The sequence below is a fragment of the Candidatus Poriferisocius sp. genome (genome assembly GCF_965208475.1).
GTDB lineage: Bacteria > Actinomycetota > Acidimicrobiia > Acidimicrobiales > Bin134 > Poriferisocius.
The window spans coordinates 1,879,646-1,903,867 of record NZ_OZ242338.1 but is presented as its reverse complement, the minus strand read 5'-3'; the positions used below and the strand labels follow the sequence as shown (position 1 = coordinate 1,903,867).

Annotated in this window: 29 protein-coding genes; 24 read left to right on the top strand and 5 right to left on the bottom strand. The window is 66.3% G+C overall.

Annotated elements, in window-relative coordinates:
- The first annotated feature begins 2 nt into the window (after positions 1–2).
- The 8 genes from ACOGXA_RS08935 (at position 3) to ACOGXA_RS08900 (ending at position 5,712) form a co-directional block, all read left to right on the top strand.
- A complete protein-coding gene (locus tag ACOGXA_RS08935; protein ID WP_419926906.1) occupies positions 3–803 on the top strand; it encodes an SDR family NAD(P)-dependent oxidoreductase in 801 nt (266 codons plus the stop codon).
- A 20-nt stretch (positions 804–823) separates the two neighbouring features.
- Positions 824–1,558, top strand: coding sequence for a redoxin domain-containing protein (locus tag ACOGXA_RS08930; RefSeq protein WP_419926905.1), 735 nt, complete (start codon positions 824–826; stop codon positions 1,556–1,558).
- Positions 1,559–1,569: 11 nt separating this feature from the next.
- Positions 1,570–2,478 (top strand): SDR family oxidoreductase, encoded by a 909-nt coding sequence (locus tag ACOGXA_RS08925; protein WP_419926904.1) that lies wholly within the window; start codon positions 1,570–1,572, stop codon positions 2,476–2,478.
- The gene (locus ACOGXA_RS08920) at positions 2,478–3,371 is read left to right on the top strand and encodes an SDR family oxidoreductase (protein ID WP_419926903.1); all 894 of its coding nucleotides are present in this window, start codon (positions 2,478–2,480) and stop codon (positions 3,369–3,371) included. Before ACOGXA_RS08925 ends, ACOGXA_RS08920 begins: the two co-directional genes overlap by 1 nt.
- A complete protein-coding gene (locus ACOGXA_RS08915; RefSeq protein WP_419926902.1) occupies positions 3,368–4,150 on the top strand; it encodes an SDR family oxidoreductase in 783 nt (260 codons plus the stop codon). The genes ACOGXA_RS08920 and ACOGXA_RS08915 overlap by 4 nt, the downstream gene beginning before the upstream one ends.
- A 46-nt stretch (positions 4,151–4,196) precedes the next feature.
- Positions 4,197–4,943: a tyrosine-protein phosphatase gene (locus ACOGXA_RS08910; RefSeq protein ID WP_419926901.1), complete on the top strand. Its 747-nt coding sequence runs from the start codon at positions 4,197–4,199 to the stop codon at positions 4,941–4,943.
- A gap of 128 nt (positions 4,944–5,071) precedes the next feature.
- Complete coding sequence (locus ACOGXA_RS08905) at positions 5,072–5,296, top strand: type II toxin-antitoxin system Phd/YefM family antitoxin (protein WP_419926900.1); 225 nt, start codon at positions 5,072–5,074, stop codon at positions 5,294–5,296.
- A complete protein-coding gene (locus tag ACOGXA_RS08900; RefSeq protein ID WP_419926899.1) occupies positions 5,293–5,712 on the top strand; it encodes a type II toxin-antitoxin system VapC family toxin in 420 nt (139 codons plus the stop codon). The genes ACOGXA_RS08905 and ACOGXA_RS08900 overlap by 4 nt, the downstream gene beginning before the upstream one ends.
- Here the strand turns inward: ACOGXA_RS08900 and ACOGXA_RS08895 are convergent.
- Together ACOGXA_RS08895 and ACOGXA_RS08890 are read right to left on the bottom strand one after the other, a co-directional pair.
- Positions 5,709–6,665 (bottom strand): zinc-dependent alcohol dehydrogenase, encoded by a 957-nt coding sequence (locus ACOGXA_RS08895; protein ID WP_419926898.1) that lies wholly within the window; start codon positions 6,663–6,665, stop codon positions 5,709–5,711. The two genes, ACOGXA_RS08900 and ACOGXA_RS08895, sit on opposite strands and share 4 nt — an antisense overlap.
- On the bottom strand, positions 6,662–7,480 hold the full coding sequence (locus ACOGXA_RS08890) for an SDR family NAD(P)-dependent oxidoreductase (RefSeq protein ID WP_419926897.1): 819 nt from the start codon (positions 7,478–7,480) through the stop codon (positions 6,662–6,664). The genes ACOGXA_RS08895 and ACOGXA_RS08890 overlap by 4 nt, the downstream gene beginning before the upstream one ends.
- A gap of 52 nt (positions 7,481–7,532) precedes the next feature.
- Here ACOGXA_RS08890 and ACOGXA_RS08885 point away from each other — a divergent pair, with 52 nt between their 5' ends.
- Entirely contained in the window at positions 7,533–8,672 is a 1,140-nt protein-coding gene (locus ACOGXA_RS08885; RefSeq protein WP_419926896.1) for a CaiB/BaiF CoA transferase family protein, read from the top strand.
- Positions 8,673–8,920: 248 nt separating this feature from the next.
- Positions 8,921–10,255 (top strand): peptidylprolyl isomerase, encoded by a 1,335-nt coding sequence (locus ACOGXA_RS08880; RefSeq protein WP_419926895.1) that lies wholly within the window; start codon positions 8,921–8,923, stop codon positions 10,253–10,255.
- Here the strand turns inward: ACOGXA_RS08880 and ACOGXA_RS08875 are convergent.
- A complete protein-coding gene (locus ACOGXA_RS08875) occupies positions 10,252–11,154 on the bottom strand; it encodes an MBL fold metallo-hydrolase (RefSeq protein ID WP_419926894.1) in 903 nt (300 codons plus the stop codon). The genes ACOGXA_RS08880 and ACOGXA_RS08875 overlap by 4 nt on opposite strands.
- A 10-nt stretch (positions 11,155–11,164) precedes the next feature.
- Positions 11,165–11,953, bottom strand: a complete 789-nt coding sequence (locus ACOGXA_RS08870) for an SDR family oxidoreductase (RefSeq protein WP_419926893.1) — start codon at positions 11,951–11,953, stop codon at positions 11,165–11,167.
- A gap of 106 nt (positions 11,954–12,059) precedes the next feature.
- Here ACOGXA_RS08870 and ACOGXA_RS08865 point away from each other — a divergent pair, with 106 nt between their 5' ends.
- From ACOGXA_RS08865 to ACOGXA_RS08805, 13 genes are all read left to right on the top strand, one after another.
- Positions 12,060–12,914, top strand: coding sequence for a CoA transferase subunit A (locus tag ACOGXA_RS08865; protein WP_419926892.1), 855 nt, complete (start codon positions 12,060–12,062; stop codon positions 12,912–12,914).
- Between the two features lie 43 nt (positions 12,915–12,957).
- On the top strand, positions 12,958–13,716 hold the full coding sequence (locus tag ACOGXA_RS08860) for a CoA-transferase subunit beta (RefSeq protein ID WP_419926962.1): 759 nt from the start codon (positions 12,958–12,960) through the stop codon (positions 13,714–13,716).
- A 45-nt stretch (positions 13,717–13,761) separates the two neighbouring features.
- The gene (locus ACOGXA_RS08855; protein ID WP_419926961.1) at positions 13,762–14,823 is read left to right on the top strand and encodes an NAD(P)H-dependent flavin oxidoreductase; all 1,062 of its coding nucleotides are present in this window, start codon (positions 13,762–13,764) and stop codon (positions 14,821–14,823) included.
- A gap of 38 nt (positions 14,824–14,861) precedes the next feature.
- Positions 14,862–15,125 (top strand): type II toxin-antitoxin system Phd/YefM family antitoxin, encoded by a 264-nt coding sequence (locus ACOGXA_RS08850; protein WP_419926891.1) that lies wholly within the window; start codon positions 14,862–14,864, stop codon positions 15,123–15,125.
- A gap of 3 nt (positions 15,126–15,128) precedes the next feature.
- A complete protein-coding gene (locus ACOGXA_RS08845; RefSeq protein ID WP_419926890.1) occupies positions 15,129–15,557 on the top strand; it encodes a type II toxin-antitoxin system VapC family toxin in 429 nt (142 codons plus the stop codon).
- A 54-nt stretch (positions 15,558–15,611) separates the two neighbouring features.
- On the top strand, positions 15,612–16,754 hold the full coding sequence (locus tag ACOGXA_RS08840) for an acyl-CoA dehydrogenase family protein (RefSeq protein ID WP_419926889.1): 1,143 nt from the start codon (positions 15,612–15,614) through the stop codon (positions 16,752–16,754).
- A 58-nt stretch (positions 16,755–16,812) separates the two neighbouring features.
- Positions 16,813–17,793 carry an acyl-CoA dehydrogenase family protein gene (locus tag ACOGXA_RS08835; protein ID WP_419926888.1) on the top strand — a complete coding sequence of 327 codons (981 nt, stop codon included), beginning with the start codon at positions 16,813–16,815 and terminating at the stop codon, positions 17,791–17,793.
- Positions 17,794–17,860: 67 nt separating this feature from the next.
- On the top strand, positions 17,861–18,670 hold the full coding sequence (locus ACOGXA_RS08830) for an ABC transporter ATP-binding protein (RefSeq protein WP_419926887.1): 810 nt from the start codon (positions 17,861–17,863) through the stop codon (positions 18,668–18,670).
- Between the two features lie 12 nt (positions 18,671–18,682).
- On the top strand, positions 18,683–19,132 hold the full coding sequence (locus tag ACOGXA_RS08825) for an SRPBCC family protein (protein WP_419926886.1): 450 nt from the start codon (positions 18,683–18,685) through the stop codon (positions 19,130–19,132).
- Positions 19,133–19,164: 32 nt separating this feature from the next.
- Positions 19,165–19,536 (top strand): PaaI family thioesterase, encoded by a 372-nt coding sequence (locus ACOGXA_RS08820; RefSeq protein WP_419926885.1) that lies wholly within the window; start codon positions 19,165–19,167, stop codon positions 19,534–19,536.
- Positions 19,533–20,051: a hypothetical protein gene (locus ACOGXA_RS08815; protein ID WP_419926884.1), complete on the top strand. Its 519-nt coding sequence runs from the start codon at positions 19,533–19,535 to the stop codon at positions 20,049–20,051. The genes ACOGXA_RS08820 and ACOGXA_RS08815 overlap by 4 nt, the downstream gene beginning before the upstream one ends.
- Positions 20,052–20,072: 21 nt before the next feature.
- Positions 20,073–21,266, top strand: a complete 1,194-nt coding sequence (locus tag ACOGXA_RS08810; protein WP_419926883.1) for an acyl-CoA dehydrogenase family protein — start codon at positions 20,073–20,075, stop codon at positions 21,264–21,266.
- Positions 21,267–22,289: an acyl-CoA dehydrogenase family protein gene (locus tag ACOGXA_RS08805; protein WP_419926882.1), complete on the top strand. Its 1,023-nt coding sequence runs from the start codon at positions 21,267–21,269 to the stop codon at positions 22,287–22,289.
- 28 nt (positions 22,290–22,317) lie between these two features.
- Here the strand turns inward: ACOGXA_RS08805 and ACOGXA_RS08800 are convergent, their stop codons facing one another.
- Positions 22,318–23,616 carry a branched-chain amino acid ABC transporter substrate-binding protein gene (locus ACOGXA_RS08800; RefSeq protein ID WP_419926881.1) on the bottom strand — a complete coding sequence of 433 codons (1,299 nt, stop codon included), beginning with the start codon at positions 23,614–23,616 and terminating at the stop codon, positions 22,318–22,320.
- On the opposite strand from ACOGXA_RS08800, the gene ACOGXA_RS08795 reads away from it, so the two are divergent.
- Entirely contained in the window at positions 23,592–24,203 is a 612-nt protein-coding gene (locus tag ACOGXA_RS08795; RefSeq protein WP_419926960.1) for a TrmH family RNA methyltransferase, read from the top strand. The two genes, ACOGXA_RS08800 and ACOGXA_RS08795, sit on opposite strands and share 25 nt — an antisense overlap.
- The last annotated feature ends 19 nt before the right edge of the window (positions 24,204–24,222 follow it).

Here is a 24,222-nt window from a genome sequence, read left to right as displayed (position 1 = left end):
CCATGCATGATGACATCTTGGCGGCGTTTGACATTTCCAACCAGGTGGCAGTGGTCACCGGGGCGGCCTCGGGTATTGGCCGGGGGACGGCGGTAACGCTGGCCAAGGCCGGTGCTTCGGTGGTGCTGGGTGACGTGGACGCCGATGGGATGGGCGAGACCGGCGGCGAGCTGGATGCGCTGGGAGCGGCTTGGTCGGCGGTTCCCACCGACGTGAGCGACAAGGCGGCGGTGGACGCGCTGGTGGCCGATGCGGTGAACCGGCACGGGAGGCTGGACATCATGGTCAACAACGCCGGGATCATCACCGACAGCCTCATCATGGACACCACCCCCGAGCAGCTCGACAGGGTGATGAACGTGAACATAAAGGGCGTGTACTGGGGCACCGCCGCGGCAGGCCGGGCCATGGCCGACCAGAAGTCGGGGTCCATCGTCAACTTGTCGTCAGCCGGGGCCGACATGCCCGCACCGATGATCTCGGTGTATGCCCTCACCAAGGCGGCGGTGAAGATGATCACCCGCACCGCCGCAGTGGAGATGGCCCCCATCCGGGTGAATGCGGTGGCTCCCGGTTCCATCGAGACGCCCATCTACGACCGCCACTTCCTCAACGACGACGGCAAAGTCGACCCCGAGCGTCAGAGGAGCCACTTCGACACCATCGCCCAAATGAACCCGCTGGGCTATGTGGGCGACCCCAACGACATTGCCTACGCCATCTTGTACCTGTGCTCCGAGGCCGGGCGGTTCGTTACCGGCCAGACCATGCGGCCCAACGGCGGCGTGGTGATGCCGCTGTAGCCAGCCCGTAGCCTGTGGTCATGAATTCGAAGCGCCCCGTTCGCCGAGTTGTAGCGCTGACTGCCACTGTCCTGCTGTTGGCGACAGCCTGTGGCGCCGGCGATGATGCTGCTCCGGATCCGGCCTCGGCCGCTTCGCCCACAGCCACCGAGCAGTCCACGCCATTGGAGACTCCCACGGCCACTGGGCAGCCCACACCTGCCGCAACATCCGCAGCTACCGAGGTTCCCACCGCGGTCGAGGTTGCCCCGGTGCAGGTGGTCGGACAACCGCTTGGTCCGATTGGGGATTCACCTGATGCCGATCCAGCATTCCGCCAACCGGTGCCCGCCCTAAATGGCACTGCCATAGACGGCTCGCCTCTGGAATGGATACCAGGAGAGCGGCCTGCTGCCATCGTGTTCCTGGCCCACTGGTGCCCAGCTTGCCAGGCCGAAGTAGCTGAGCTGACCGAATGGCTGGCCGAAGGCAATAACTTGCCTGAAGGGGTGGACCTTCTCAGCGTGGTCACTTTGGTGGACTCCGGCAGGGACAACTATCCGCCCAGCCAATGGCTGGCCGACGAGGGTTGGCCATTCCCCGTTCTGGTGGACAGCGCCGACAATGAGGTGGCCGTCGCCTTTGGTCAGGCGGGCACCCCGTTCTGGGTTCTCGTGTTTGGGGACGGGACGTTGGCCCTAAGAGGAAGCGGCCGGATTCCCCCCGAGGGTTTGGCCGAGCTCTTCGACCAACTACTGGCTCCAGGCGACGGGTAGGGTTTTCGCCCGTGACTGGATATCTCGAAGGCAAGAACATCGTCGTCACTGGAGCGGGCAACGGCATCGGCCGGGCCATCGCCATGGGCTGTGCTGCGGCGGGCGCCAACGTGGTGGTGGCCGACTACGGCGTGTCGCTGGCGGGCGCTGATCCCTCCTCGGAAGTGGCCGATGCGGTGGTGGCTGAGATCGAGGCGGCTGGTGGGACCGCCCTGGCACTGGCCTCCGACATAAGCACCATGGAGGGCGGCTCGGCCGCCGTTCAGGCCGCAGTGGACACTTGGGGCTCGATCGACGGCGCGGTGTGCGTGGCCGGCATCCTGCGCGAGCGGATGATCTTCAACATGACCGAAGAAGAGTTCGACGACGTGATCCAGGTGCATCTCAAGGGCCACTTCACGGTGTACAAGCACGCCTCGGCCATCATGCGCAAGCAGGAGACCGGCGGCTCGCTGGTGGGCATCACCTCGGGGGCATTCACCGGGTCGACTTCCCAGTGCAACTACTCGGCGGCCAAGGGGGGAATCATCTCGCTCACCAAGAGCGCGGCGCTGGCCCTGAAGCGCTATGGGATAAACGCCAATTGCATCGCCCCCAGCGCCAAGACCCGCATGTCGGAGAACGTTCCGTTCGAGATCGAGGCCGGTGAGCCCGAGGACGTGGCACCCTTGGCCGTGTACTTGCTCAGTGACCAGGCCAGGGGCATAACCGCTCAGGTCTACACCGTGGTCGGTCCCCGAATTTCCGTTTGGGCCCAGTTCGGCGAGCTCCGTTCCATGTTCGCTCCCGGCAGCAGTTGGACACCGGAGGGCATCGAAGAGGCGCTGCCCCGCACTGTCGGCACCGAGGAGCACCCCACCATGGCCATGCTGGAAGCGCAGGCAGCTCAGCGCCAGGCGGCAGCCCAAAGCAGCAGTTGATGTTGAGCGGCGCGCTGGATGGGCGAATCGCCATCATCACCGGGGCCGGTCGGGGAATCGGTCGCCACTATGCCCTGCTGTTTGCCGCCGAAGGAGCCAAGGTGGTGGTCAACGACTTGGGTTGCGAAGCCGACGGCACTGGTGCCGACCCGGCCGTGGCCAAGGCGGTGGTAGGCGAAATCACCGCCGCCGGTGGAACCGCGGTGGCCAACAGCGACGACATGGCCGAGATGGCCGGAGCCGAGTCTCTGCTGGCCCAGACCCTGGATGCCTTCGGGGGAGTGGACGTGCTGGTGAACAACGCCGGCATCCTGCGGGACAAGATGTTCGCCTCCATGAGCGAAAATGACTGGGACTCAGTGATACGCGGCCACCTCAAGACCACGTTCTGCATGACCCGGGTATGCGCCGGCTGGTGGCGCGACCAGGTCAAATCCGGCGCAGAGGTAAACGCCTCGGTGGTCAACATCAGCTCCACTTCGGGGCTGATCGGCACCGTGGGCCAGTCCAACTACGGGGCGGCCAAGTCGGCCATCGCCGGCATGACGGTGATCATCGCCCAAGAATTGGGGCGCTACGGCGTGCGGGTGAACTGCGTCACCCCTGCGGGCCGCACCCGCATGACCGAAGGGGCGCCCGGAGTGGCCGAGATGGTGGCCAAGCCCGCCGAGGGCTTCGATGTTTTCCATCCCTTCCATCCCGCTCCGGTGGTGGGATGGCTGGCCACGGCCGACTGCGACGTGACCGGGCGAGTGTTCATGGCCAAGGGCGGCGATGTCCGCTGGTACACCCCGTGGCTGCGCCAGGACTTCCTCGATGATGAGCGGGAGTGGACCATTGCCGATTTGGCCGAGGCTATGAAGGATCTGCCGCCGGTTCCGGTGTCGCCGTGAGCCGAGACGTGCCCCCCGAGCCGCCGGGCCGAGGGCTGCTAGAAGGCAAGACGGTGGTTGTGACTGCCGCGGCTGGCACCGGACTCGGCTTCGCTGCTGCTCGCCGGTGCATGGCCGAAGGCGCCCAGGTTCTGATCAGCGACATCCATGGGCGCCGGATGGACGAGGCCGCCAACCGTTTGGCCGAAGAATTCGGTGTGCCCCCCGCCATACAACTGTGCGATGTGACGGAGGAGGAAGAGGTCCAAGTACTGATCGATGCCGCGGTGGCCGAGTTGGGCCATGTGGACGTGATGATCAACAACGCCGGTCTGGGAGGCACCGCCAACCTGGTGGACATGACCGACGAGCAGTGGAATGTGGTGGTCGACGTGACCCTCAACGGCACGATGCGCACCACCCGGGCCGCCCTGCGCCACATGATGCCGCGGGGTTCGGGGGTCATCGTAAACAACGCCTCGGTCATGGGATGGCGGGCCCAGGCGGGCCAGAGCCATTACGCCGCGGCCAAAGCAGGAGTGATGGCCCTGACCCGCTGCGCGGCCATGGAAGCGGCCGAAGCCGGGGTGCGGGTCAACTGCGTGGCCCCAAGCCTGGCCATGCACCCCTTTTTGGCCAAGGTGTCCAGCCAAGAGTTCCTCGACGACCTGATCTCGTTGGAGGCCTTCGACCGGGCCGCCGAGCCGTGGGAAGTGGCCAACGTGATGGTGTTCCTGGCCAGCGATTACTCCACCTACATGACCGGCGAGATCGTCTCCGTCAGCTCCCAACACCCCTAGCGGTGTTCTAGATTGCAGGGCCAGAGGGAAGACGGGAACAGAGGCAATGAACCATCAAAGACGCATTCCGCTGGACGGGTGCGTGAACTTCCGGGACTTGGGCGGTTACGCCAGCACATTGGGCGGCACAACCAAGTGGGGAGTGCTGTTTCGGGCCGACTCCATGCACCGGCTCAGCCCCGCCGATGGCACAGTGGTCATCGGTCGATTGGGCATCCGCACCGCCGTGGACTTGCGGGCAAGCGACGAGCGAGAGCGGGTTGGAGTGCTCGATCCAACACTGGGCATTGTCGAGCACCACATCGGCACGACCGATCGCGCCATGCACACCTATGAGCGCCCCGATCCCGACCTGATGAGCCGCTCCTTCGGACAGCTCTACGAGAACATGATCAGCAGCGGGGGAGAGCGGTTTGCTGCCGCCGTCGAGCTGGTGGCCGATCCCGATCGGTGGCCGACCGCCTTTTTCTGCATGGCCGGCAAGGACCGCACCGGCTGTCTGGCCGCGATGATTTTGGGATTGGTCGGAGTAGACCGCCAGGACATTGTGGGCGACTATGCGGCCACCGCACCTGCGGCTCCCCTTATCCGGGAACGGGGGCTGGCCGAGCTGCCCGATATGGCCAAAGTTTGGGAAAAGCTGCCCGACGACATCACCACGGCCCCCATTAGCGCCATGTCTGATCTGCTGGACATCGTCGATGTTCGTTGGAGCGGCCCCGAGGGCTACGCCCTTGAATTCGGCGTCAAGCCCCAGACCATCGAGCGCCTACGAGAGTCGTTCTTGGTCTAAATCACCAAATCAATCGAACATAGTCATATAAAGATGACTATAGTGGGTACATGGAAACACCGGATAGCGCGACGTTGGCAGGTCGCATTGTGCCAGCAGGGGAGTTTAAGACGAACTGCCTGCGGCTGATGGACGAAGTGCAAGAGACTGGCGCAGAGATCGTGGTCACCAAACATCGCCGACCGGTGGTGCGGGTCAGCCCGTTTCGTGAGGACCAGCCCAAGTTGGTGGGATCGTGCGTCGGACAGCTTCGGATCTTGGCCGACATTGATGCCGAGCCGCCTATCCCCTTGGATGACTGGGATGTTGTCGCCCGTCCTGAGCGGATCCTCAATCCTGAGGGCGGAGCGTGACCATTTTGTTGGACACCAACGTCTTGCTGAGGTTGGTCGCCGACAGTTCAGAAATCAGCAAGTCGTTCAAGGCGGAGGTGGAGTCTGAGCTGGGTGAAGGCAGGGTAGCCGTCTCGTCCACCACATTCATGGAGACCACGCGCCTCCACCACCATCAGCGTATCGACTTGGGCTGCCATCCCTCCGTGTGGCGCCAACAGCGCTTGCAATCGGGACTCAGAGAGATCCCAGTCGACGGCGATGTGGCGGTAGAGTCGGTTCTCTTGATGAATTCGGGCTTCCACCGGGATCCAGCCGACCAGCTGATCGTTGCCACGGCAATGCTGGGCGGCATGACCTTGGCGACCATGGACATGCAGATCATCGATTGGGCCGACCAGACCCGCTTGGTCCCCCTGATCGACCCCTCCATCTAGGGCTCGACGACAACCTTCAGAGTGGGGGTGTCGCTAGCGGCCAGGGCGAAGGCTTCGCCGGCGCCGTCGAGGGGGAATCGCTGGGTGATCATGGCCTCGGCGATCTCGGGGCGATGGGCCAGCAGGGCGGCGGCGGAGTCGAAGGCCCGACCGGCACCGTGGTGGCCGTAGAACGTTCCCCACACCGCGGTCAGCTCCTTAAGCACCCAGGGCAGTACCTCGAACAGCTTATTCTGGTAGTAGCCGGCCACCAGCAGCACTGTTCCGCCGGGGCGGGCCACCTCGGCGGAGCGGGTGATGGAGCGCTCCGAGCCGTCGCCCTCGATGACCACGTCGTAGGTGCCCGACAGTCCCACGCCGAGGCCCATCTGCTCGGCGGCTGAGGCATGAAGGTCGTTGTCGGGCTCGACGTCCACCACACAGCCCCGCCAGCGGGCCGCGGCCCCGCCCAACAGGCCGAATCCGGTGATGCCGGGGCCCACCACGGCCACCCGGTGTCGGCTCTCCAGCCGTCCCAGCATCAGGCTGTGGATGTTCACGGCCAGCGGCTCGCACAAACAGGCGTTGGCCACGTCCAAGCCGTGGGGAAGACGAACCAGGCACCGCTCGGGGAGCAATATCTCGTCGGCCATGCCGCCGTCGAAGGCCACTCCGGCGATCATCTCGTGCGACTTCTCGCACCAGTGGTAGTCGCCCATTCCGCAGAACTCGCACACCTCGCAGGGCACCATCGGCTCAATCGCCACCGGGGTTCCGTCGTCCAAAACACCGGCGAACTCGTGGCCGAAAGTCATCTCCCTGGGCCCGAAGCAGACCATGTTCAGGTCGGTCTGGCAGATGCCCACCGAGCGGGGCCGTATCCGCACCCCTTCTCCATTGCCGACGGCCACAGAGGTGGGCGCCGGCACCTCCACCGGGCGGATGCCTTCGGGGGTGTGGCGCACCGCTCTCACGCCGACAGGCCCCGCTTTTTGAACTCGCTTTGGGCGTACACGATGCCGCCCCGGTGGTCGTTGGCGTCGGGTGAGGTGGCCAACCAGGCCACCACCGCGCCGATGGTGGCCGGCTCGCCGCCGGGGAAGGGGAATGCCCCCGCAGTGTTTCGAGCCCTGGCGGCCTCGGTGATCACGTAACCGGGGTCGATGCTGAAGCAGCGGATGCCGTCGGGGCCGTGCTCCACATGGATGTGAGGGGTCATGCGGCTGAACGCCCCCTTGCTCATGGCGTAGGCCATGCCCCAGCCTCCCTTTCCGATGGGGCCGGGCGGGTCGGTGTAGGCCGAGGCCGAGATCATGTTCACGATGGTGCCCGAGCCCTGCTCCACCATGGCGGCCAGCACCCGCTCGGTGATCGCCATTTGGGCGAATACGTTCCCCTCGAACAGCCGATGGACTTCGGGCTCCTCTAAGTCGAGAAACGGGGTCATGCTCACCTTGCCCTGGTAGATGGCGTTGTTCACCAGCACGTCTAGGTGGCCGAAGCTCTCCAACGTGCCGTCGACGCATGCGTCCACGCTGGCTCGGTCCAGCAAGTCCATGGCCAGGGCAAAACCCTGCTGGCCTTCGGCCTCGATGGCGCCCACCGTGGTGTCGAGCCCGCCGGGAATGGCGAGATCGGGGTCGTACATGTCCCGGCCTGCTCCGTCCACCAGGGTGCGGGCCGACACGGCCACGTCGAACCCGGCCCGGGCCAGGGCGATGGCGCTGGCCTTTCCGATGCCCCGGCTGGCTCCGGTGACCAGGGCGGTCTTTCGTTCGGTGGCGCTCATCGGTGTCGCTCCGCCTTTCGGTTGTCGCAGTTCGCAGGCATACCGTAGGGCCATGGGTCCATTGAGGGGAATGCGCATCGTCGAGTTGGCCGGGATCGGCCCGACACCGTTTGCTGGAATGATGCTGTCGGACATGGGCGTCGAGGTCATCCGAGTCGACCGGGTGGGCGGCTCGGGCAACCCGGTGGCCTCGCAATCGGGTCCCATGGAGCGGGGCAAGCGCACGGTGGCCTTCGACCTCAAGCAGCCTGAGGGAGTGGAGGCGGTGCTTCGGTTGGCCGAGGCTTCCGACGGCTTGTTCGAGGGCTTCCGGGCCGGGGTGGCCGAGCGCCTCGGAGTCGGGCCTGATGCCTGCCTGGCCCGCAACCCCAAACTGGTCTACGGGCGAATGACCGGTTGGGGCCAAAGCGGCCCGCTGGCCGACCGGGCCGGCCACGACATCAACTACATCTCCCTGGCCGGCCCGCTGGCCCACATCGGGCGGACGGGACAACCGCCGTCGGTGCCCCTCAACCTCATCGGCGACTTCGGGGGCGGTTCGGTGTTCCTGGTGCTGGGCATGGTGGCCGCCCTTTTGGAGGTGGCCCGTGGTGGCGACGGCCAAGTGGTGGACGCGGCCATGGTGGACGGCGCGGCCTATTTGCTGTCTCCGCTGTATGCCGCCCATGCCAGCGGGTTTTGGACCGACGAATACGGGGCCAACTTCTTGGACTCCGGGGCGTATTTCTACGAGGTGTACGGCACCGCCGACGGCCGATGGCTGGCGGTGGGGGCCATCGAGCCCCAGTTCCACGCCGAGTTCATGGCCGGCATCGGCCTGGCCGGCGCCGACGACCTGCCCGAGCAGATGGACCGCATCCGGTGGCCGGAGATGAAACAGCGGGTGGGCAAGATCATCGCTGCCCGCACTCTGGATGAGTGGATGGTCACCTTCGACGGCACCGACGCCTGCGTCACCCCAGTGCTGACCATGGGACAGACCCCGGCCCATCCCCACGCCTTGGCCCGTGATTCGTTCTTCGACTTCAGCGGGGCAACCCAGCCCCGGCCTGCTCCCCGCTTCGAGGGCACGCCTTCGGCGCCGGCTCAGGAGTCGCAGCCCCCGGGGGCCGACACCGACGCGGTGCTCCTTGAGGTGGGGTATTCGGTTGACGAGGTCAAGAGACTCCGATTGTCGGGCGCAGTGGCCTGAGGTCCGCCGATGTCGTTGGAACCTCAAATAGGTTTGGGCCGTCGTAGTAGCCGAGACCATCGGCTGAATCGGGAGGTGTCAGGATGAGCAGGACAATTCTGAAAGGGGTGATTGCGCTCATAGTGCTGGTGGGCGCCGCTTGCTCCAGCGGCAGTAATGATGACGGCTCAGCGGCACCGACTGGTGACTCACCGGCTCCACAATCAGCCTCCCAAACCCCAGAGCCCGCCGTGTCTACCGAGGCCGCATTGTCTGCTGCCGACGAAGGGGCCCAGGGGGCCTTGGCCGATGCCATCCTCTCGATTCTGGTCTCTGATCCTCAAAGACCGGGATTCCCAACTGATGAGGAGTTGGGCTGTTTGGCCAACGGCGTGGCGGGGGCGTTCGCTGACGATCGAATCAGCCAGTTAGGCCTAGACGAGGCGTCCCTTAGCTCAGCTTATGCCGACAGCGGATCCCTCCTGCTGGGAGATCGCTTTGGGGCCAGCCCATCCGAAATCGAGAACCTTCTGGATAAGGCGCTTGCCTGCACCGACTGGCGGCGGGTTCTGGCCGTGACTATGGAAAGGGACGGCGCGTCAGCCGAACAGGCCGCGTGTTTCAGCTCCGAGACATCTGATGAGGGGTTAAGAGCCCAGGTTGGCGGGCTTCTGGTATCAACAGAAGGGCTGCTCGACGGCAGCGGTGAACAGGTTGGCCAGGAGTTTGTGCGGCTTATGAGTGTCTGTCTGGACTTCCGCATGTTGATGTACGACAGCCTTGTGCAGGGCAGCGGCATCTCGGAGGAGAGCGCCCAATGCGTGGTGGACAACATGTCCGATGAGCTAGTCGATGGGTACTTTGAGGCCATCTCCGCAGGCGAGGAGGCCGTGATGGCCGCGATTATCGCCGAACTAACAGATATCCAAGGCCGGTGTCTGACTCCGGAGGAATTCCAGATGATGGGAGGGTTTGGAGCCGGGGACGATGACTTTGCTGAAGCGACCGACTTCCAATCGAACGAGTGTCCGCCTGCGGACGGATCAGGACCGACGGTTCTGGATTTCGCCGGCCCTCAGCCGATGTGTTTGGACCCTGCAAAGCAGTACACCGCGGTATTCAACACCACCGCGGGGCAGATGCGGGTTGCGCTAGACATGGCCAACACACCGATCACTGCCAACAACTTCGCTGTTTTGGCCCAGTACCACTACTACGACGACACTCTGTTGTTCCGCACTGATCCAAGTATCGGAATCATTCAGGGCGGGGCGCCCCACACCAATTCGCCGAGCGACCCAGGACCGGGCTACACCATTGCCGACGAGGGTTCGGGTTTCGCCTACGAGCCGGGTCAGATCGTGATGGCTCGCACCGGGGCGCCCAACAGCGCCAGCGCCCAGTTCTTCTTTGCCGTCAACGAGAACACCGCCCTGCTCAACAGCCAGGGCACCTACGTGGTGTTCGGCCAGATGGACAACGACAGCTTGGCGGTGGCCGAGGCCATCTTGGCCAGCCACGTCGACGAGCCCGACAACCCACTGGGCGGAGGCCCCGAACCCCCGGTAACCGTCAACTCGGTCACCATAGAGGAAACCGGCTAGCCCCGGTAGTAGACCGCCTCGGCGATCGCTTCGCCGTCGGTGCCCACCCGGCCGTCGCCGCACATGGCGATTAGGTGGGCCAGCACGGAGCGGGCCGCAGGCTCATGCAGTTCTGGGGCTACGTCGGCGTACATCACCTCCACCATCTCGGCGATGGTCTGCGGCCCGGCGGCCAGGCACTCCAGGATTTGGCGCTCCCGGTCCAGACGGTGGGCGTAGAGGGCCTCCACCAGCAAATGGGGTTCGGTGACCGGGGGTCCATGGGTGGGCCAGTACACCTGGTCATCAGGACAGTCGGCCAAGAGCCGCAGGCTGGCCAAGTAGTCGGTCATGCTGCCGTCGGGCGGGGGGATGATGGTGGTGGACCACCCCATGACGTGATCGCCGGTGAACACCCCGGCCGCTTCCCGCCAGCGGTAGGCAATGTGGTTGGAGATGTGGCCCGGAGTGTGAAGGCACTCGAAGCTCCACCCGGGTCCCTCGATCACATCGCCGTGGACCACGGCCATATCGGGGGCGAAGTCGATGTCTCCCCGTTCTTCGCTCTTGCCGTCGTCGCGGTCGGCGTCCGGATGGGGGCCGAACCCGTAAGCGGTAGCGCCGGTGGCCTCGGCCACCGACCGGGACGCGGGGGAGTGGTCCCGGTGGGTGTGGGTGATGAGCAGGGCCTCCACCTGTTCGCCGTCCACCGCGGCCAGCACCGCGGCGATGTGGTCGGCATCGTCGGGGCCGGGGTCGACGATGGCCACCCGGCCTCGGCCCACGATGTAGGTCCCGGTGCCCCGGTAGGTGAACTTGCTCGGGTTATTGGCCATCACCCGGCGCAGGCCGGGGGCCATCTCCACCACCGCGCCGTAGTCCACCGCCAACTCAGTCAGAAAGGGGATGCTCACCGCCATCGTGGGGCGATCAGCTTTCTTCAGCGGCCACCTCGCCGGTGGAGACGCCCAGATAGGCCGGCTTCTCCCCGCCGCCGTGGACCTTGATGTTGGCCCCCGACATCCACCGGGCCATGGGTGATGCCAAGAACAAGCACACGTCGGCTACGTCGTCCGGTTGGCCCATACGGCCCAGGGCGATGGTTTCGCCCACCGCGGCGATGCCGGCGTCGTCGCCGTAGTACAAATGGGCGTCCTCGGTCACGATCAGCCCGACCGTCACGGTAAGCACCCGTATCTTCGGTCCCCACTCCACCGCCAGGGTCTCGCTCAGGTTCAACAGCCCGGCCTTGGCCGCCCCGTAGGCGATGCCCATCGGGTTGGGCCGGATGCCCGACACCGAGGAGATGTTGAGGATCACCCCGCCGCTGTCCTGGTTCTGCATCACCGGGTACACCGCCTGGCTGAACGCCATTGGGGCCATCAGGTTCAGGGCCACGATCTTCTCGTTGAACCGAGGCGACACCGTGGCCGAGTCGGCCGGAGGGGCTCCGCCCGCGTTGTTGATGAGGGTGTCCACCCGCCCGGTGCGCTCCACCGCGGCTTCGACCACACCGGCGACCTGCTCAGGGTCTCGCACGTCGGCGGCTGCGAACACGGCCTCCCGGCCGTCGGCGGCCACCGGCTCTTCGGGCGGGCGGCGGGCGCAGATCACCACGTCGGCGCCCGCGGTCAGAAAACGGGTGGCCATGCCTCGGCCCAGTCCCTTGGTGCCGCCGGTGATTATGGCGGTCTTGCCGGTGAAATCGAGGTCTTCCATTGCTGCCAGTGTGCCCCATGAGGGCCGTGGAGGGCATCCCACCGGTTCACAGAGACCATCGCTGCCAGTGTGGGCCGGGTCTCAGGCGCGGGCTATCGTCGCCGCCATGGTCGACAAGCGGATGACCGAAGACGAAGTTGTCGCCGAATTGAAAGACGGCATGACCATCGGCATCGGAGGCTGGGGATCACGCCGCAAACCCATGTCGCTGGTGCGGGCGATCCTGCGCTCTGATCTCAAAGATCTGACCTTGGTGGCCTACGGCGGTCCTGATATCGGGCTGTTGTGCGCCGCCGGGAAGCTGCGCCGGGCGGTGTACGGGTTCGTGTCGCTCGACTCCATACCGTTGGAGCCCCACTTCCGCCAGGCCCGCCAGAGCGGGGCCATAGAGTTCACCGAGTTGGATGAGGGGGCCTTTTACCTGGGGCTTTTGGCCGCGGCCCACCGGGTGCCGTTCTACCCCACCCGGGCTGGCCTGGGCTCCGACATGTTGACCATGAACCCCGAACTGCGCACAGTGACCTCTCCCTACGACGATGGGGAGGAGCTGGTGGCCATCCCCGCCTTCAAGCTGGATGCCGCGCTGATCCACATGAACCGGGCCGACGCCGCGGGCAACGGCCAATTCCTGGGTCCCGATCTCTATTTCGACGACCTGTTCGCCATGGCCGCCGACAAGACCTATCTGAGCACCGAGAAGATCGTGCCCACCGAGAGCCTGCTGGACGAGGGGTCGGTACACACTCTGCGCATCCAGCGCATCTTCACCGACGGCGTGGTTGAGGCGCCCCAGGGGGCGCACTTCACCGAGTGCCCGCCCGATTACGGTCGCGACGAAGCTTTCCAACGGGAATATGCGGCCACCGCCCGCGACCCCGAGGCGTGGGAGGCCTTTCGCGGGACCTACCTCGACGCTCCCTCCCATGGCGAGTACCGCAAAGCGCTGGAGGCCCGGTCATGAGCGCGAAGCGAGCGGACAGTCTGGAGGCCCGGTCATGAGCGCGATGGCAGAAGCAACCATCGACGAGATCTGCGTGGTGGCCTGCGCCGAGGCTTTCCGGGGCGACGGCGAGATCCTGTGCAATCCCATCGGCACCGTGCCCATCGTGGGCGGCCGGATGGCACGGGCCACCTTCGAACCCGATTTGGTGTACACCGACACTGTTTCGGTGCTGCCCGCCAACGACTTCCCGGTGGGTAATCCCGATGCCCCCAAGGTGGTGGAGTCGTGGGTGCCGTACCGCACCGTGTTCGACATCGTGTGGTCGGGCAAGCGCCACGTGATGATGGGGGCCAGCCAGATCGACCAATGGGGCAACCAGAACATCGCCGCCATCGGCGACTTCCGCCAGCCCAAAGCCCAGCTCCTCGGTTTGCGGGGCGCACCTGGCAACCTGATCAACCACCCCACCAGCTACTGGGTGCCGAACCACTCCACCCGCTCCTTCGTGGCCTCGGTGGACGTGGTGTCGGGGCCGGGATACGACCGGATGCGGGAGCTGGGAGCGCCGGGAAACCGCTTCCACGAAGTGCGCCGGGTGGTGTCCAACCTGGGGGTGTTCGACTTCCAAACCGACGACAACCGCATGAGGATCGCCTCGCTCCACCCCGGAGTGACGGTGGATCAGGTGGTGGAGGCCACCGCCTTCGAGTTGGCCGGAACCGACGAAGTGGCCGAAACCCGGCAGCCCACCGCTGAAGAGCTGCACCTGATCCGCGAGGTGCTCGACCCCGGCGGCGCCCGCAAAGCCGAGTTCCGCTGAGCTCCGGATGAGCGCTGGCCCCAGTATTCGATTCAAGGGGTTTCTCTGGTGACATCTGATCCCCGCCTTCAGACCCGGCTGTGCGAGTTGTTCGGGGTGGAGCACCCCATAGTGCAAACCGGCATGGGCTGGGTTTCCGGAGCCCGGCTGACCGCGGCCACGTCCAACGCCGGCGGCCTGGGCATCATCGCCGCCGCGCCGTTGACCTTCGACCAGATGGTGGAGACCATCAGCGCAGTGGCCGCCGCCACCGACCGCCCATTCGGGGTGAATCTCCGCACAGATGCCGCCGACATCGACCAACGGGTTGACCACATCATCGCTGCGGGGATTCCGGTGGCCAGCTTCGCCCAGGCCCCCGGCGAAGCCATCGTCAAGAAACTGAAGGACGCTGGGGTGGTGGTGGTTCCTACTATCGGCGCTCCCCGCCACGCCGAGAAGGTGGCCGAGTGGGGGGTCGACGCGGTGATCGCCCAAGGCGCCGAGGGCGGGGGTCATACCGGCCCCATCGCCACCTCCTTGCTGCTGCCTGCCGTCGTCGACACGGTGGATATCCCGGTCATTGCCGCCGGGGGCATGGCGGACGGACGCTCGCTGGCCGCCGCCCTGGCCTTCGGGGCCGACGGGGTTGCCATGGGCACCCGATTCCTCTTGTCGTCCGACAGCGACGTCCCCGACCATGTGAAGGCCGTCTATCTGGACACCAAGCTCACCGGCACTGTGGTCACCACCGCGGTCGATGGAGTTCCCCAGCGGGTGATCAACACCGACGTGGTCTCCCGGCTGGAGCGCTCGGGACCGCTGTCGTTCATCCGGGCCGCCCGCAACGCGCTCAAGTTCCGGGCCCTCACCGGAGTGGGCTACCGCCAGCTGCTCTCTGAAGGACTGGCCATGCGCCGCAGCCTGGGCCTCACCTGGGCTCAGATGGCCATGGCCGCCAACGCCCCCATGATGACCAAGGCCGCCATGGTGGACGGCCACCCCGAAGTCGGCATCCTGCCCACCGGCCAAGTGGTGGGCAACATCGATGCCCTTCCCAGCTGCGGTGAGATCATCGACTCGATCATCGCCGAGGCCATCGAGGTCTTAGACCGCCTGGCCGGCTAGCGTACAATTCGATAACGAGAAGTTGTACACTTCTGAACATGGATGTGGCAGTTGCTGAGCTTCGGGCCAATCTGAGGCACTGGCTGAGTCGGGCTCGAGATGGCGACGAGGTTGTCGTGACTGAGCGGGGGATACCGGTGGTCAAGATCGTCGGGTTGGAAAGCGCCTCTGCAATTGAGTCTCTCATCCAGCAGGGGGTCATTGCCCGGCCATCCTCACAGAATCGTCCCGTTGCCACCGGCCGCCAGCGACCTCGGTCCCATAGTCCGGTCTCCGATCTGGTTGCTGAACAGCGCGATTGATCTGTGGCTGTCGTCTATTTTGATGCCAGCGCCCTGGTGAAACTTGTGGTCGACGAGTTGGGGAGTGACATCGCGGCCGCGCTATGGGATGGATGTGATGCGGCCGTGTCGAGTCGCCTTGCCTATCCGGAGGTACGGGCGGCATTGGCCGCGGCGGGGCGCAACCACGTCTTAGACGAAACCAGCCTTGCACGGTGTGAGAATGACTGGGAAGGGTTCTGGGCCGCAATGCGCCCGGTTGAGCTCACTCGCAACGTGCAGATGGCCGCCGGCCAGCTGGCTAAGAGGCACAGCCTGCGCGGTGCCGATGCCGTCCACCTGGCCAGCGCCTTGGAACTGGGCGTTTCTGATCTGGTGATGGCCGTGTGGGATCGCCGCCTTCATGACGGTGCCGTGGCTGAGAATCTGGCCGTTGCCCCGTCCAGCGTATGAGGGGGCAACCAGGCATCGCCTCAGCCGGTCTCTTGGCTCTAGAGTTCTGCGCTGATGGATCTGTCGTTCACTCCGGTCGAAGCGGAGTTCCGAGACGAAGCTCGCACCTGGCTGGCCGAGAATGTGCCCGCCGACCCGCTGGCGTCGATGGACACTCCCGGTGGGTTCGAGGAGCACCGGGCGTGGGAGCACATATTGTTCGATGCCGGGTGGGCGGTGGTGTCGTGGCCCGAGCGCTTTGGCGGCCGGGAGGCCTCTCTGGCGGAGTGGCTTATCTTCGAAGAGGAGTACTGGGCGTCGGGGGCGCCGGGACGGGTGTCGTCCAACGGGGTGAGCCTGTTGGCCCCCACCATCTTCGACTTCGGCACCCCCGAACAGCAAGACCGCTTTCTGCGGCCCATGGCCCGGGGCGACGAGATCTGGGCCCAGGGCTGGTCGGAGCCTGACGCCGGGTCGGACCTGGCCGGGATCAAAACCAAGGCCCGGCGCGACGGTGAGCACTTCGTGATCGACGGCCAGAAGACTTGGTGCTCGCGGGGGGCGTTCGCCGACTGGTTTTTCTGTTTGGTGCGCTCCGACCCGGAATCCGAGCGCCACGCCGGGCTTAGCTACCTGCTGGTCCCCGCTGACACTGAGGGTTTGGAGGCTAGGGCCATCGGCCGCTTGGACGGCGAGCCCGGCTTCGCCGAGTTGTTCTTCGACGGCGCTCGGGTACACGAGCGCCACCTGCTGGGCGGCGAGGGCGAGGGCTGGGCGGTGGCCATGGCCACCACCGGCAGCGAGCGGGGGCTGAATCTGCGGGCGCCGGGCCGGTTCATGGCCGCCGCCGACCGGCTGGTAGCCCTGTACCAGGAGATGGCCGAGAGCCGGGGACCCGATCTGGACCGCCGCGACCAGGTGGTGGGCGCCTGGATGGGCGCCCAGGCCTACCGCTGGCAGACCTATGCCACCGAGGCCCGCCTGCGAGGGGGCGCTCCTATCGGCTCGGAGGCCAGCTTCATGAAGGTGCTCTGGTCGGAGCTCGACATGGAACTGCACGCCACGGCCCTGCGGCTGCTGGGCCGCGACGGGGAGCGGGCCGACAGCTCGTGGATGGACGGGTATGTGTTCGCGCTGTCGGGTCCGATCTACGCCGGCACCAACGAGATCCAGCGGAACATCATCTCCGAGCGGGTTCTGGGGCTTCCGAGGCGATGACCATGGCAGTTTCACTCAAGCTCGGGCTTCCTCCCTCCAGGGTTGCGAGGCGCTAGGCGTGGAATTCTCGTTCAGCGACGACCAGATCCTGTTCCAGGAGGCGGTGCGGGACTTTCTGGCCAACGAGTGCCCCCCCGAAGTGGTGAGGTCGGCCTGGGAGAACAACACCGGCCGCGCCGACGGCCTGTGGGCCGCGTTGGCGGAAATGGGCGTTGTGGGCATGACTGCCCCCGAGTCGGTCGGCGGGCTGGGCATGGACGAAACCGACTTGGTGCTGTTGCTGGAGGAGTCCGGCCGGGCTGCCCTGCCCGAGCCGTTGCTGGAGCACACTGCGGTGGGGATCCCCACGCTGGCTGAAGCCGGGGGGCCCATAGCCGAAGCCTGGCTGGAGCGGGCCGCAGCCGGGGAGGCAACGCTGGGCGCGGGTCCCGACGACGGCTACACGGTGGGAGCGGCAACGAGCGATCTGCTGCTGCTGATCGGCGATCACGTCCGGGCTGTTTCGGCAGACGAGGCAACGCTGGTCGAGCACCGATCGGTGGACGGCTCTCGGCGGCTCTTCGAGGTGGGCGGAGAAGCTGTGGTGCTCGATGCCGATCCCGCGCTGGCCTTCGACCGAGCCGCCGGAGCGGCCGCGGCCCAGTGCGTCGGCGTGGCCCAGCACCTGCTGGACGCCACTGTGGAGTACGTGGCCCAGCGCTATCAGTTCGGCAAGCCGGTCGGCACGTATCAGGCGGTGAAGCACCATCTGGCCAACGCCGCCCTCAAGATCGAGTTCGCCCGCCCCGCGGCCCGACACGCCGCCTGGTGCATCGCGGTCGGCGACCCCGACCGCAGCCGCGACGTTTCGCTGGCCAAGGCCTTGGCCTCCGAGGCGGCGGACCTGGCCGCCCGCACTGCCCTCCAGTGCCACGGTGCCATCGGCTACACGTTCGAGCACGACCTGCACTTGTGGATGAAGCGGGGCTGGGCACTCTCCGCCGCTTGGGGCGACGCCGCCTGGCACCGCAACCGCATCGGCGAGGCATTGGGGATCTGAGCTTTCGGCACCGTCCTGGCAAGGCCCAGCCGGTTGTGCCTGCCCGCGGTGGAGTAGCGTGGCCGAGATGAGCACAGAGGGGGCCACAGCGGTGGCTGAGCGTCCTGCCGGTTCGGATCAGCCCCTTCTGGCGGTTGAGGGGGTTACCGTGCGTTTCGGCGGCGTGGTGGCGGTGGACAACGTGTCCATGTCGGTGCCGTCCGGCCAGGTCCGAGGCCTCATCGGGCCCAACGGCGCCGGCAAGACCACCCTGTTCGACAGCATCACCGGAGTGAACACTCCGGCAGCCGGGTCGATCCAGCTGGAGGGCGCCGACATCACCGACCGCCCAGCCACCTGGCGGGCTCGCCAGGGCATCCGCCGCACGTTCCAACGCCAACAGCCCTTCGGCTGGCTGTCGGTGGCCGACAACGTGCTGTCTGCACTGGAGTGGGAAGGCGGCGGGGGCGGCATCGCCGCCGACCTGGTTGGGTGGCCCGCCCGCCGCCGCATTGAGGCTCGGCGCCGCCAACGGGTGGGCGAGGTGCTGGAGCTGTGCGGCCTAACCGACATTAGCGACACTCCGGCGGGGGAGCTCCCTATCGCTCGGGCCCGCATGGTGGAGCTCGGCCGGGCCATTGTGTCCCGCCCCAAGCTCCTGCTGCTGGACGAGCCCACCTCGGGCATCGAGCACGATGAGGCCGACCAGCTCGGCGAGATCATCCAAACCATCCGGTCTGAAGACCAGTGCTCGGTGCTGCTGGTGGAACACGACGTGGCGTTCGTCATGGCCCAGTGCGACCTGATCACCGTGTTGAACCTGGGACAGGTGATCGGCGAGGGGTCTCCTGAAGAAGTCCGCAACAACTCGGCCGTGCGCGACGCCTATCTGGGTTAGCCCTGTTCGCTCATGCAGACCATTTCCTCATCCACGCCGATCGCCGCCCCCCAACAGGTGGCTTGGGAGGTCATGACCGAACACGAGCTGTATGCCCGATGGGTGCCGCGCTCCCAGGTCAGCCTGGAGGTCGAGGGCTCGCCTGAACGCAACGGCGTCGGCGCGATCCGGGTCTTCCACATCGGCCCCGTGCGCACCCGCGAGGAGATGACTGCCTTCGACCCGCCCCAGCGCATGGCTTACCGGGTGCTGACAATTCCGCTGCCGGTTCGCAATTGCCGCTCCGATCTGCTGTTGGTGGCCGACGACGACGGCAGCGGCTGCACGCTGCACTGGGACTCCTGGTTCGAGACCGTCATTCCGCTGACCGGTGGGATCATGCGCCAGATTATGGGCTCGGTGACGGCCAAGATGGCTGCCGGCATCGCCGAGGAGGCGCAGCTCCGAGCCCAATCGGCGTGAGTGCGCCGAGGCAGCTCCGAGCCCCTGTCCTGTTGCCCCCCGCACTTGATGTGAGCTACGACATCGACGAATTCGGTCGTCCCACCGTGACTGCGGTGGTGAACCTGGGTGACGATTATCAGGGTCCTACCGGCAGCGTCCATGGCGGGTACATGGCCGCCATGTTCGACAACCTGCTGGGGGTGCTGCCCTACAAGATGACTGGGCGCAGGGGGGCGTTCACCGGCCGGTTGACCGTGCGATACCGGGCACTCACCCCTCTGGACACCGAGCTGGTGCTCACCGGGTGGGTGACCGATGCCCGCAGTCGGCGGGTCACCGCCGCGGGTCAGTGCCATGCCGGCGGCGTGCTCACCGCGGAGGCTGAGGCCCTGTTTGTGCGCCCCGCGGCTGATCGGCCATGACTGGTTCTGAGCACCGACCGGTGGTGGTGATGCTGTGTACCGGCAACGCCGCTCGCTCGGTGATGGCAACCGTCATCGGTCGGGCTCGCACCGACGCGGTTCGGTTCGTCGGCGCTGGCAGTCACAGCATTGAGGGGCTGCCCATGAGCGGACGGACCCGGCGGGCGCTGGAGGGATTGGGCCTAGCCGACGGTGCCCATCGCAGCCACCAGCTCACCGCCGCCGATGCTCGGGGTGCCGACCTCATCGTGGCCTTCGCCCCTGAGCATGTGGACTACGTGCGCCGGGTCCACCCCGAGGCCGCGGCCCGAACCGCCACCATCAAGCGCCTGGTGGCCGAGTTGAGGCCCGGCCCCGAGCCGCTGGTCCAGCGGGTGGCCGCCCTCAAGCTGGCCGACGCCAAGGTGCCCCGCGACGAGGAGGTGGTCGATCCCGGCGGCGGTGAGGATGAGGAGTTCATCGCCTGTGCCCGCGAGATAGACGCTCTGATGGATCAACTACTGCCGCTCCTCTGAGGGTAGATACCATCGCTGCCGATGGACATTCGATTCACTGCGGACGAGCTGGCGTTCCGCGACGAGCTGCGCGCCTGGCTCGCCGGCGTGCTGCCCACGCTGGGCGACCCGCCGGACAGCGACGATTGGGCTGCCCGCCGGGAGTGGGACACCGGCTGGCAGCGGATGCTGTATGACGCCGGCTATGCGGGCATCAACTGGCCCTCGGAGTTCGGCGGCCGGGGGTCCACCCCCACCGAGCACCTGATCTTCCTGGAGGAGACCACCCGGATGGGCGCCCCTTATGTGGGGATGAACTTCGTGGGTCAACTCCATGCCGGCCCCACCCTCATCCTGGAGGCCTCCCCGGCCCAGCAGGCCCGCCACCTGCCCGCCATGTTGAAGGGCGAGGAGGTGTGGTGCCAGGGATTCTCGGAGCCCAACGCGGGCTCCGATTTGGCCTCGCTGTCCACCCGGGCCATTCGCGACGGCGACCACTACGTGGTTACCGGCCAGAAGATCTGGACCTCGTTCGGCCATGTGGCCGACTACTGCGAGCTGCTGGTGCGCACCGACGCCGAGGCGCCGAAGCACCGGGGCATCACCTGGCTGATCTGCCCCATGGACCTGCCCGGCATCGAAGTGAGGCCCATCACCACCGTGGCGGGCTCCAGCGAGTTCTGCGAGGTGTTCTTCGACGAGGTCCGCATCCCGGCGGAGAACCGGGTGGGCGACGAGAACGATGGCTGGCGGGTGGCCATGGTCACCTTCAGCTTCGAGCGGGGCACCGCCTTCATCAGCGAGCTGTTGGGCACAATGAACCAACTGGCCGATATGGCTGAAATCGCTCGCAGCGTTCCTCGCAACGGTTCAACTGCTTGGGACGACGACGAAATTCGCCGGGAGGTCGGCCGCCTCCAAGCCGAATACGACGCCCTGTGGGCGCTCACCAAGCGGGTGGTGTCGCAAGCTCAGCGCACGGGGATGCCCGGCCCGGGAGGGTCGGTGTTCAAGCTCTACTACGCCGAGGTCAAAAAGCGCATGGCCGACTTGGCCCACCGCATGCTGGAGCGGGAGGCCCTAGTGCTGGCCGACGGCGCCGGCGACGAGCAAACCGGCGGCGACATGGTGGCCAGCCGGCTCTACGTGCTCAGCCTGTCGATTGCGGCCGGCACCTCTGAGATCCAGCGGAACATCATCGGCGAGCGCATCCTGGGCTTGCCCAAGGAGCGATAAATGGACTTCGAGCTGACCGACGACCAGATCGCCCTGAGCGACGGCATCCGCGATCTGTGCCAGGGCCGCTTCGACATCGACACCGTAAGGGGCCTGGCCGACTGCGGCGGGGTGGACCGCCGACTGTGGGGTGAGCTGGCCGACACCGGTGTGTTCTCGCTGATGGTGCCCGAAGAATACGGCGGGGTCGGCTTGGGCTGGGCCGAGGCCGGGCTGGTGTTCGAGCAGTTGGGCCGGGCCCTGGTGCCGGGGCCGCTGGTGGGCACCCTGTTGGCCGCCGGGGTGATCGATGACGCCGTGGTCGGCTTCATCGAGCGACCCATCGGGCCTGCCCTGGTGGAATACCCCGACGTGATCGATGCCTTGCTGGTCCTAGACGAAGGCGGGGTCTGGCGGGTGGACGCTGCCGAATTGTCGTTCGATGCGGCTCATTCGGTGGATCCGCTCACCCCGGTGGGCCGGGTGGCCGAACTGCCCCAGGGCGAAGCGGTGGACGGCTGCTACGGGTGGGCCAATCGGGCGGTGTTCCTGTGCTCAGCCCTCCAAGTTGGCCTGGCCACCGGGGCGCGGGAGCTGGCCGTGGCCTACGCCCAGGAGCGCCAGCAGTTCGGCAAGCCGATCGGCCAGTTCCAGGCCGTCAAACACAAGTGCGCCGACATGTACAGCCGTGAGGAGGTGGCCCGAGCCGCCCTGTACTACGCCGGCTGCGTAATGGACGCCACCCTCGGCCCCGGCCTGCCCGCGAACCCCGGTGACTATCTGTACTTCGAGGGTTGCACGATTAATCTTGGCGACGCGCGAGGCGATAGCGAGCACCAGGTGATGGTGCGGGCGATATCGGGCGCCCGCATCCTGGCCGCGGAGGCCGCCGACCACAACGGCAAAGACTGCGTGCAGGTTCACGGCGGCATGGGCTTCACTTGGGAGATCGACGCCCATCTCTACCTCAAACGGGCTTGGGCGCTCACTCCGTGCTTCGGATCGCTCGACGAGCACGCCGAGCGCATCGCCGCGATGGTTTGAGCAGGGCCTGATCTCCCGAACGGGCCGCCTATTCGTGGGCTTCGGTTGAGGCGGGCGACTGCGGTGAGAACCGGTAGACGACGCTTTGCCGGGAGGCTTCGGGATTCTCGGGATCGCGGTGCTCGATGATGGAGATCTTCCCTGTTCCGCAGTCGCCGAAACCGTCGCAGGAGATTTCTCCGATGATGCCCTGGTAGTTGGCAACATAGTCGAGGTACTGGCGGATTCCCGCCCGGTAGATAACCAGATCACCGCCTTCGACGCGAGAGGCCGCGGCCACCGCATCGAGCAACAGCGTAGTGGCGTCGTACGCGTGGGCCCAGAACGCCCGCACGGGAGGCGCCCCTGTCTTGTCGGTGAAGCGCTCAGCCACCTGCTCAGCATTCATGCCGGTGGCTTGGTTGGCGCGGTTGGCGAAGTCAAGGTCTGGCCCGGCGATATAGGCGCCCGCGGTAGAGGGCAGGCCCAAGAACGTGTTGTAGAGCACTGCGTCGGCCGAAACCAGCACCGTGTCGCCGAAGGCCCCGTGTTGCCTCACGCCTTGGACGAACCCGGCCGCGGTCTCCTGGCCCAGCGGGAAGAACAGCGCATCGGGATCCTCGGCGGCTAATTGGCCCAGAACCTCGTCCAAATCCGTGGTGCCGGAGTCGATCTCGATGAAGTTGGTGATGGTACCGCCATGGCGCTCGAACGCATCCCGGAACGCCTGGGCCAGCCCCAGCGTGTAGGCGTCGCCCTCGTGGACAACCGCCACATCCTGGGGGCCGAGCCTGTCGTGAAGGAAGGCCGACACCGCCTCTCCCTGGTGCAGGTCGTTGTGGGCCGTGCGGTAGTACCCCGGCTGGTGGTGCTCGCTCGGCGTGCCTGACAGATTGGAGGTGAGCAGCGGCGATGTGTTGGAAAACGAGATCATCGCCAGCCCGGCCGCGGTCACCGGCTGGGAGATGACCGCAGAGGTTGCCGAACAAGAGGGGCCGATCAGACCCACCGCGCTCCTGTCGGCCAGCACCGCCTCGGCCATCTGGGGGCCGTGTTCTGCGTCGCACAGGTCTTCGATCATCTCGCCGGCTTCAAAGGTGAAGCTGCCGTGGATCGGCCCGTAGTCCTCGATGGCCAGGTCGACGATGTGGGCGTAGTCCAGCGCCTCGGGGCCGACATCTTGGATCAAGCTCATCTTGAGGATCCTGATGGGGTCGCCCTGCTTGACGGTTACGACCCCTAGCGAAGTGTCACTGAGGGGGTTTGCATCGTCATCGCTGCACGCTGACGCCAACAGGGCTGCGACCAGCAGGACCGAGACGGCTGCGGAGCGTTGGCGTATCTTCATGCTCAGTGTCTAGCCGATGGATCGAGCGTCTCCCACCCCACCTCGACCCCGAGTTGGTGGAGGGCGGCGATGCCCGCAACGTGGTGGACGCTTACCGATTCTGGCGCCACGAGGCCATCGTGGCCGATCTCGATGCCCGCAGCCACGGGTTCCATGTGGCGGTGGAGAACTGGCAGCACGATCTCAACATCGGGACCATGGTCCGCAACGCCAACGCCTTTGGAGCGGCCGCAGTACACATCTTGGGCCGCCGGCGCTGGAACCGCCGGGGCGCAATGGTCACCGACCGCTACCTGCACGTCCTGCACCACCCCGAACTGCACGACTTGGTGGCCTGGGCCGCTGAGGCCGAACTGCCGATCCTGGGCATCGACAACGGCCCCGGCACCGAGCCCATCGAGGGCTGCTCGCTGCCCGAGCGCTGTGTGCTGCTGTTCGGCCAGGAAGGCCCCGGCCTGTCGCCCGAGGCGGTGGCTGCCTGTGAGGCCGTGCTGGCCATCACCCAGTTCGGGTCCACCCGCTCCATCAACGCCGGCGTGGCCTCGGGCATCGCCATGCACCGCTGGGTGTGCCAGCACGCCCTCTGAGCGCTTGAGCGGGCTGGTC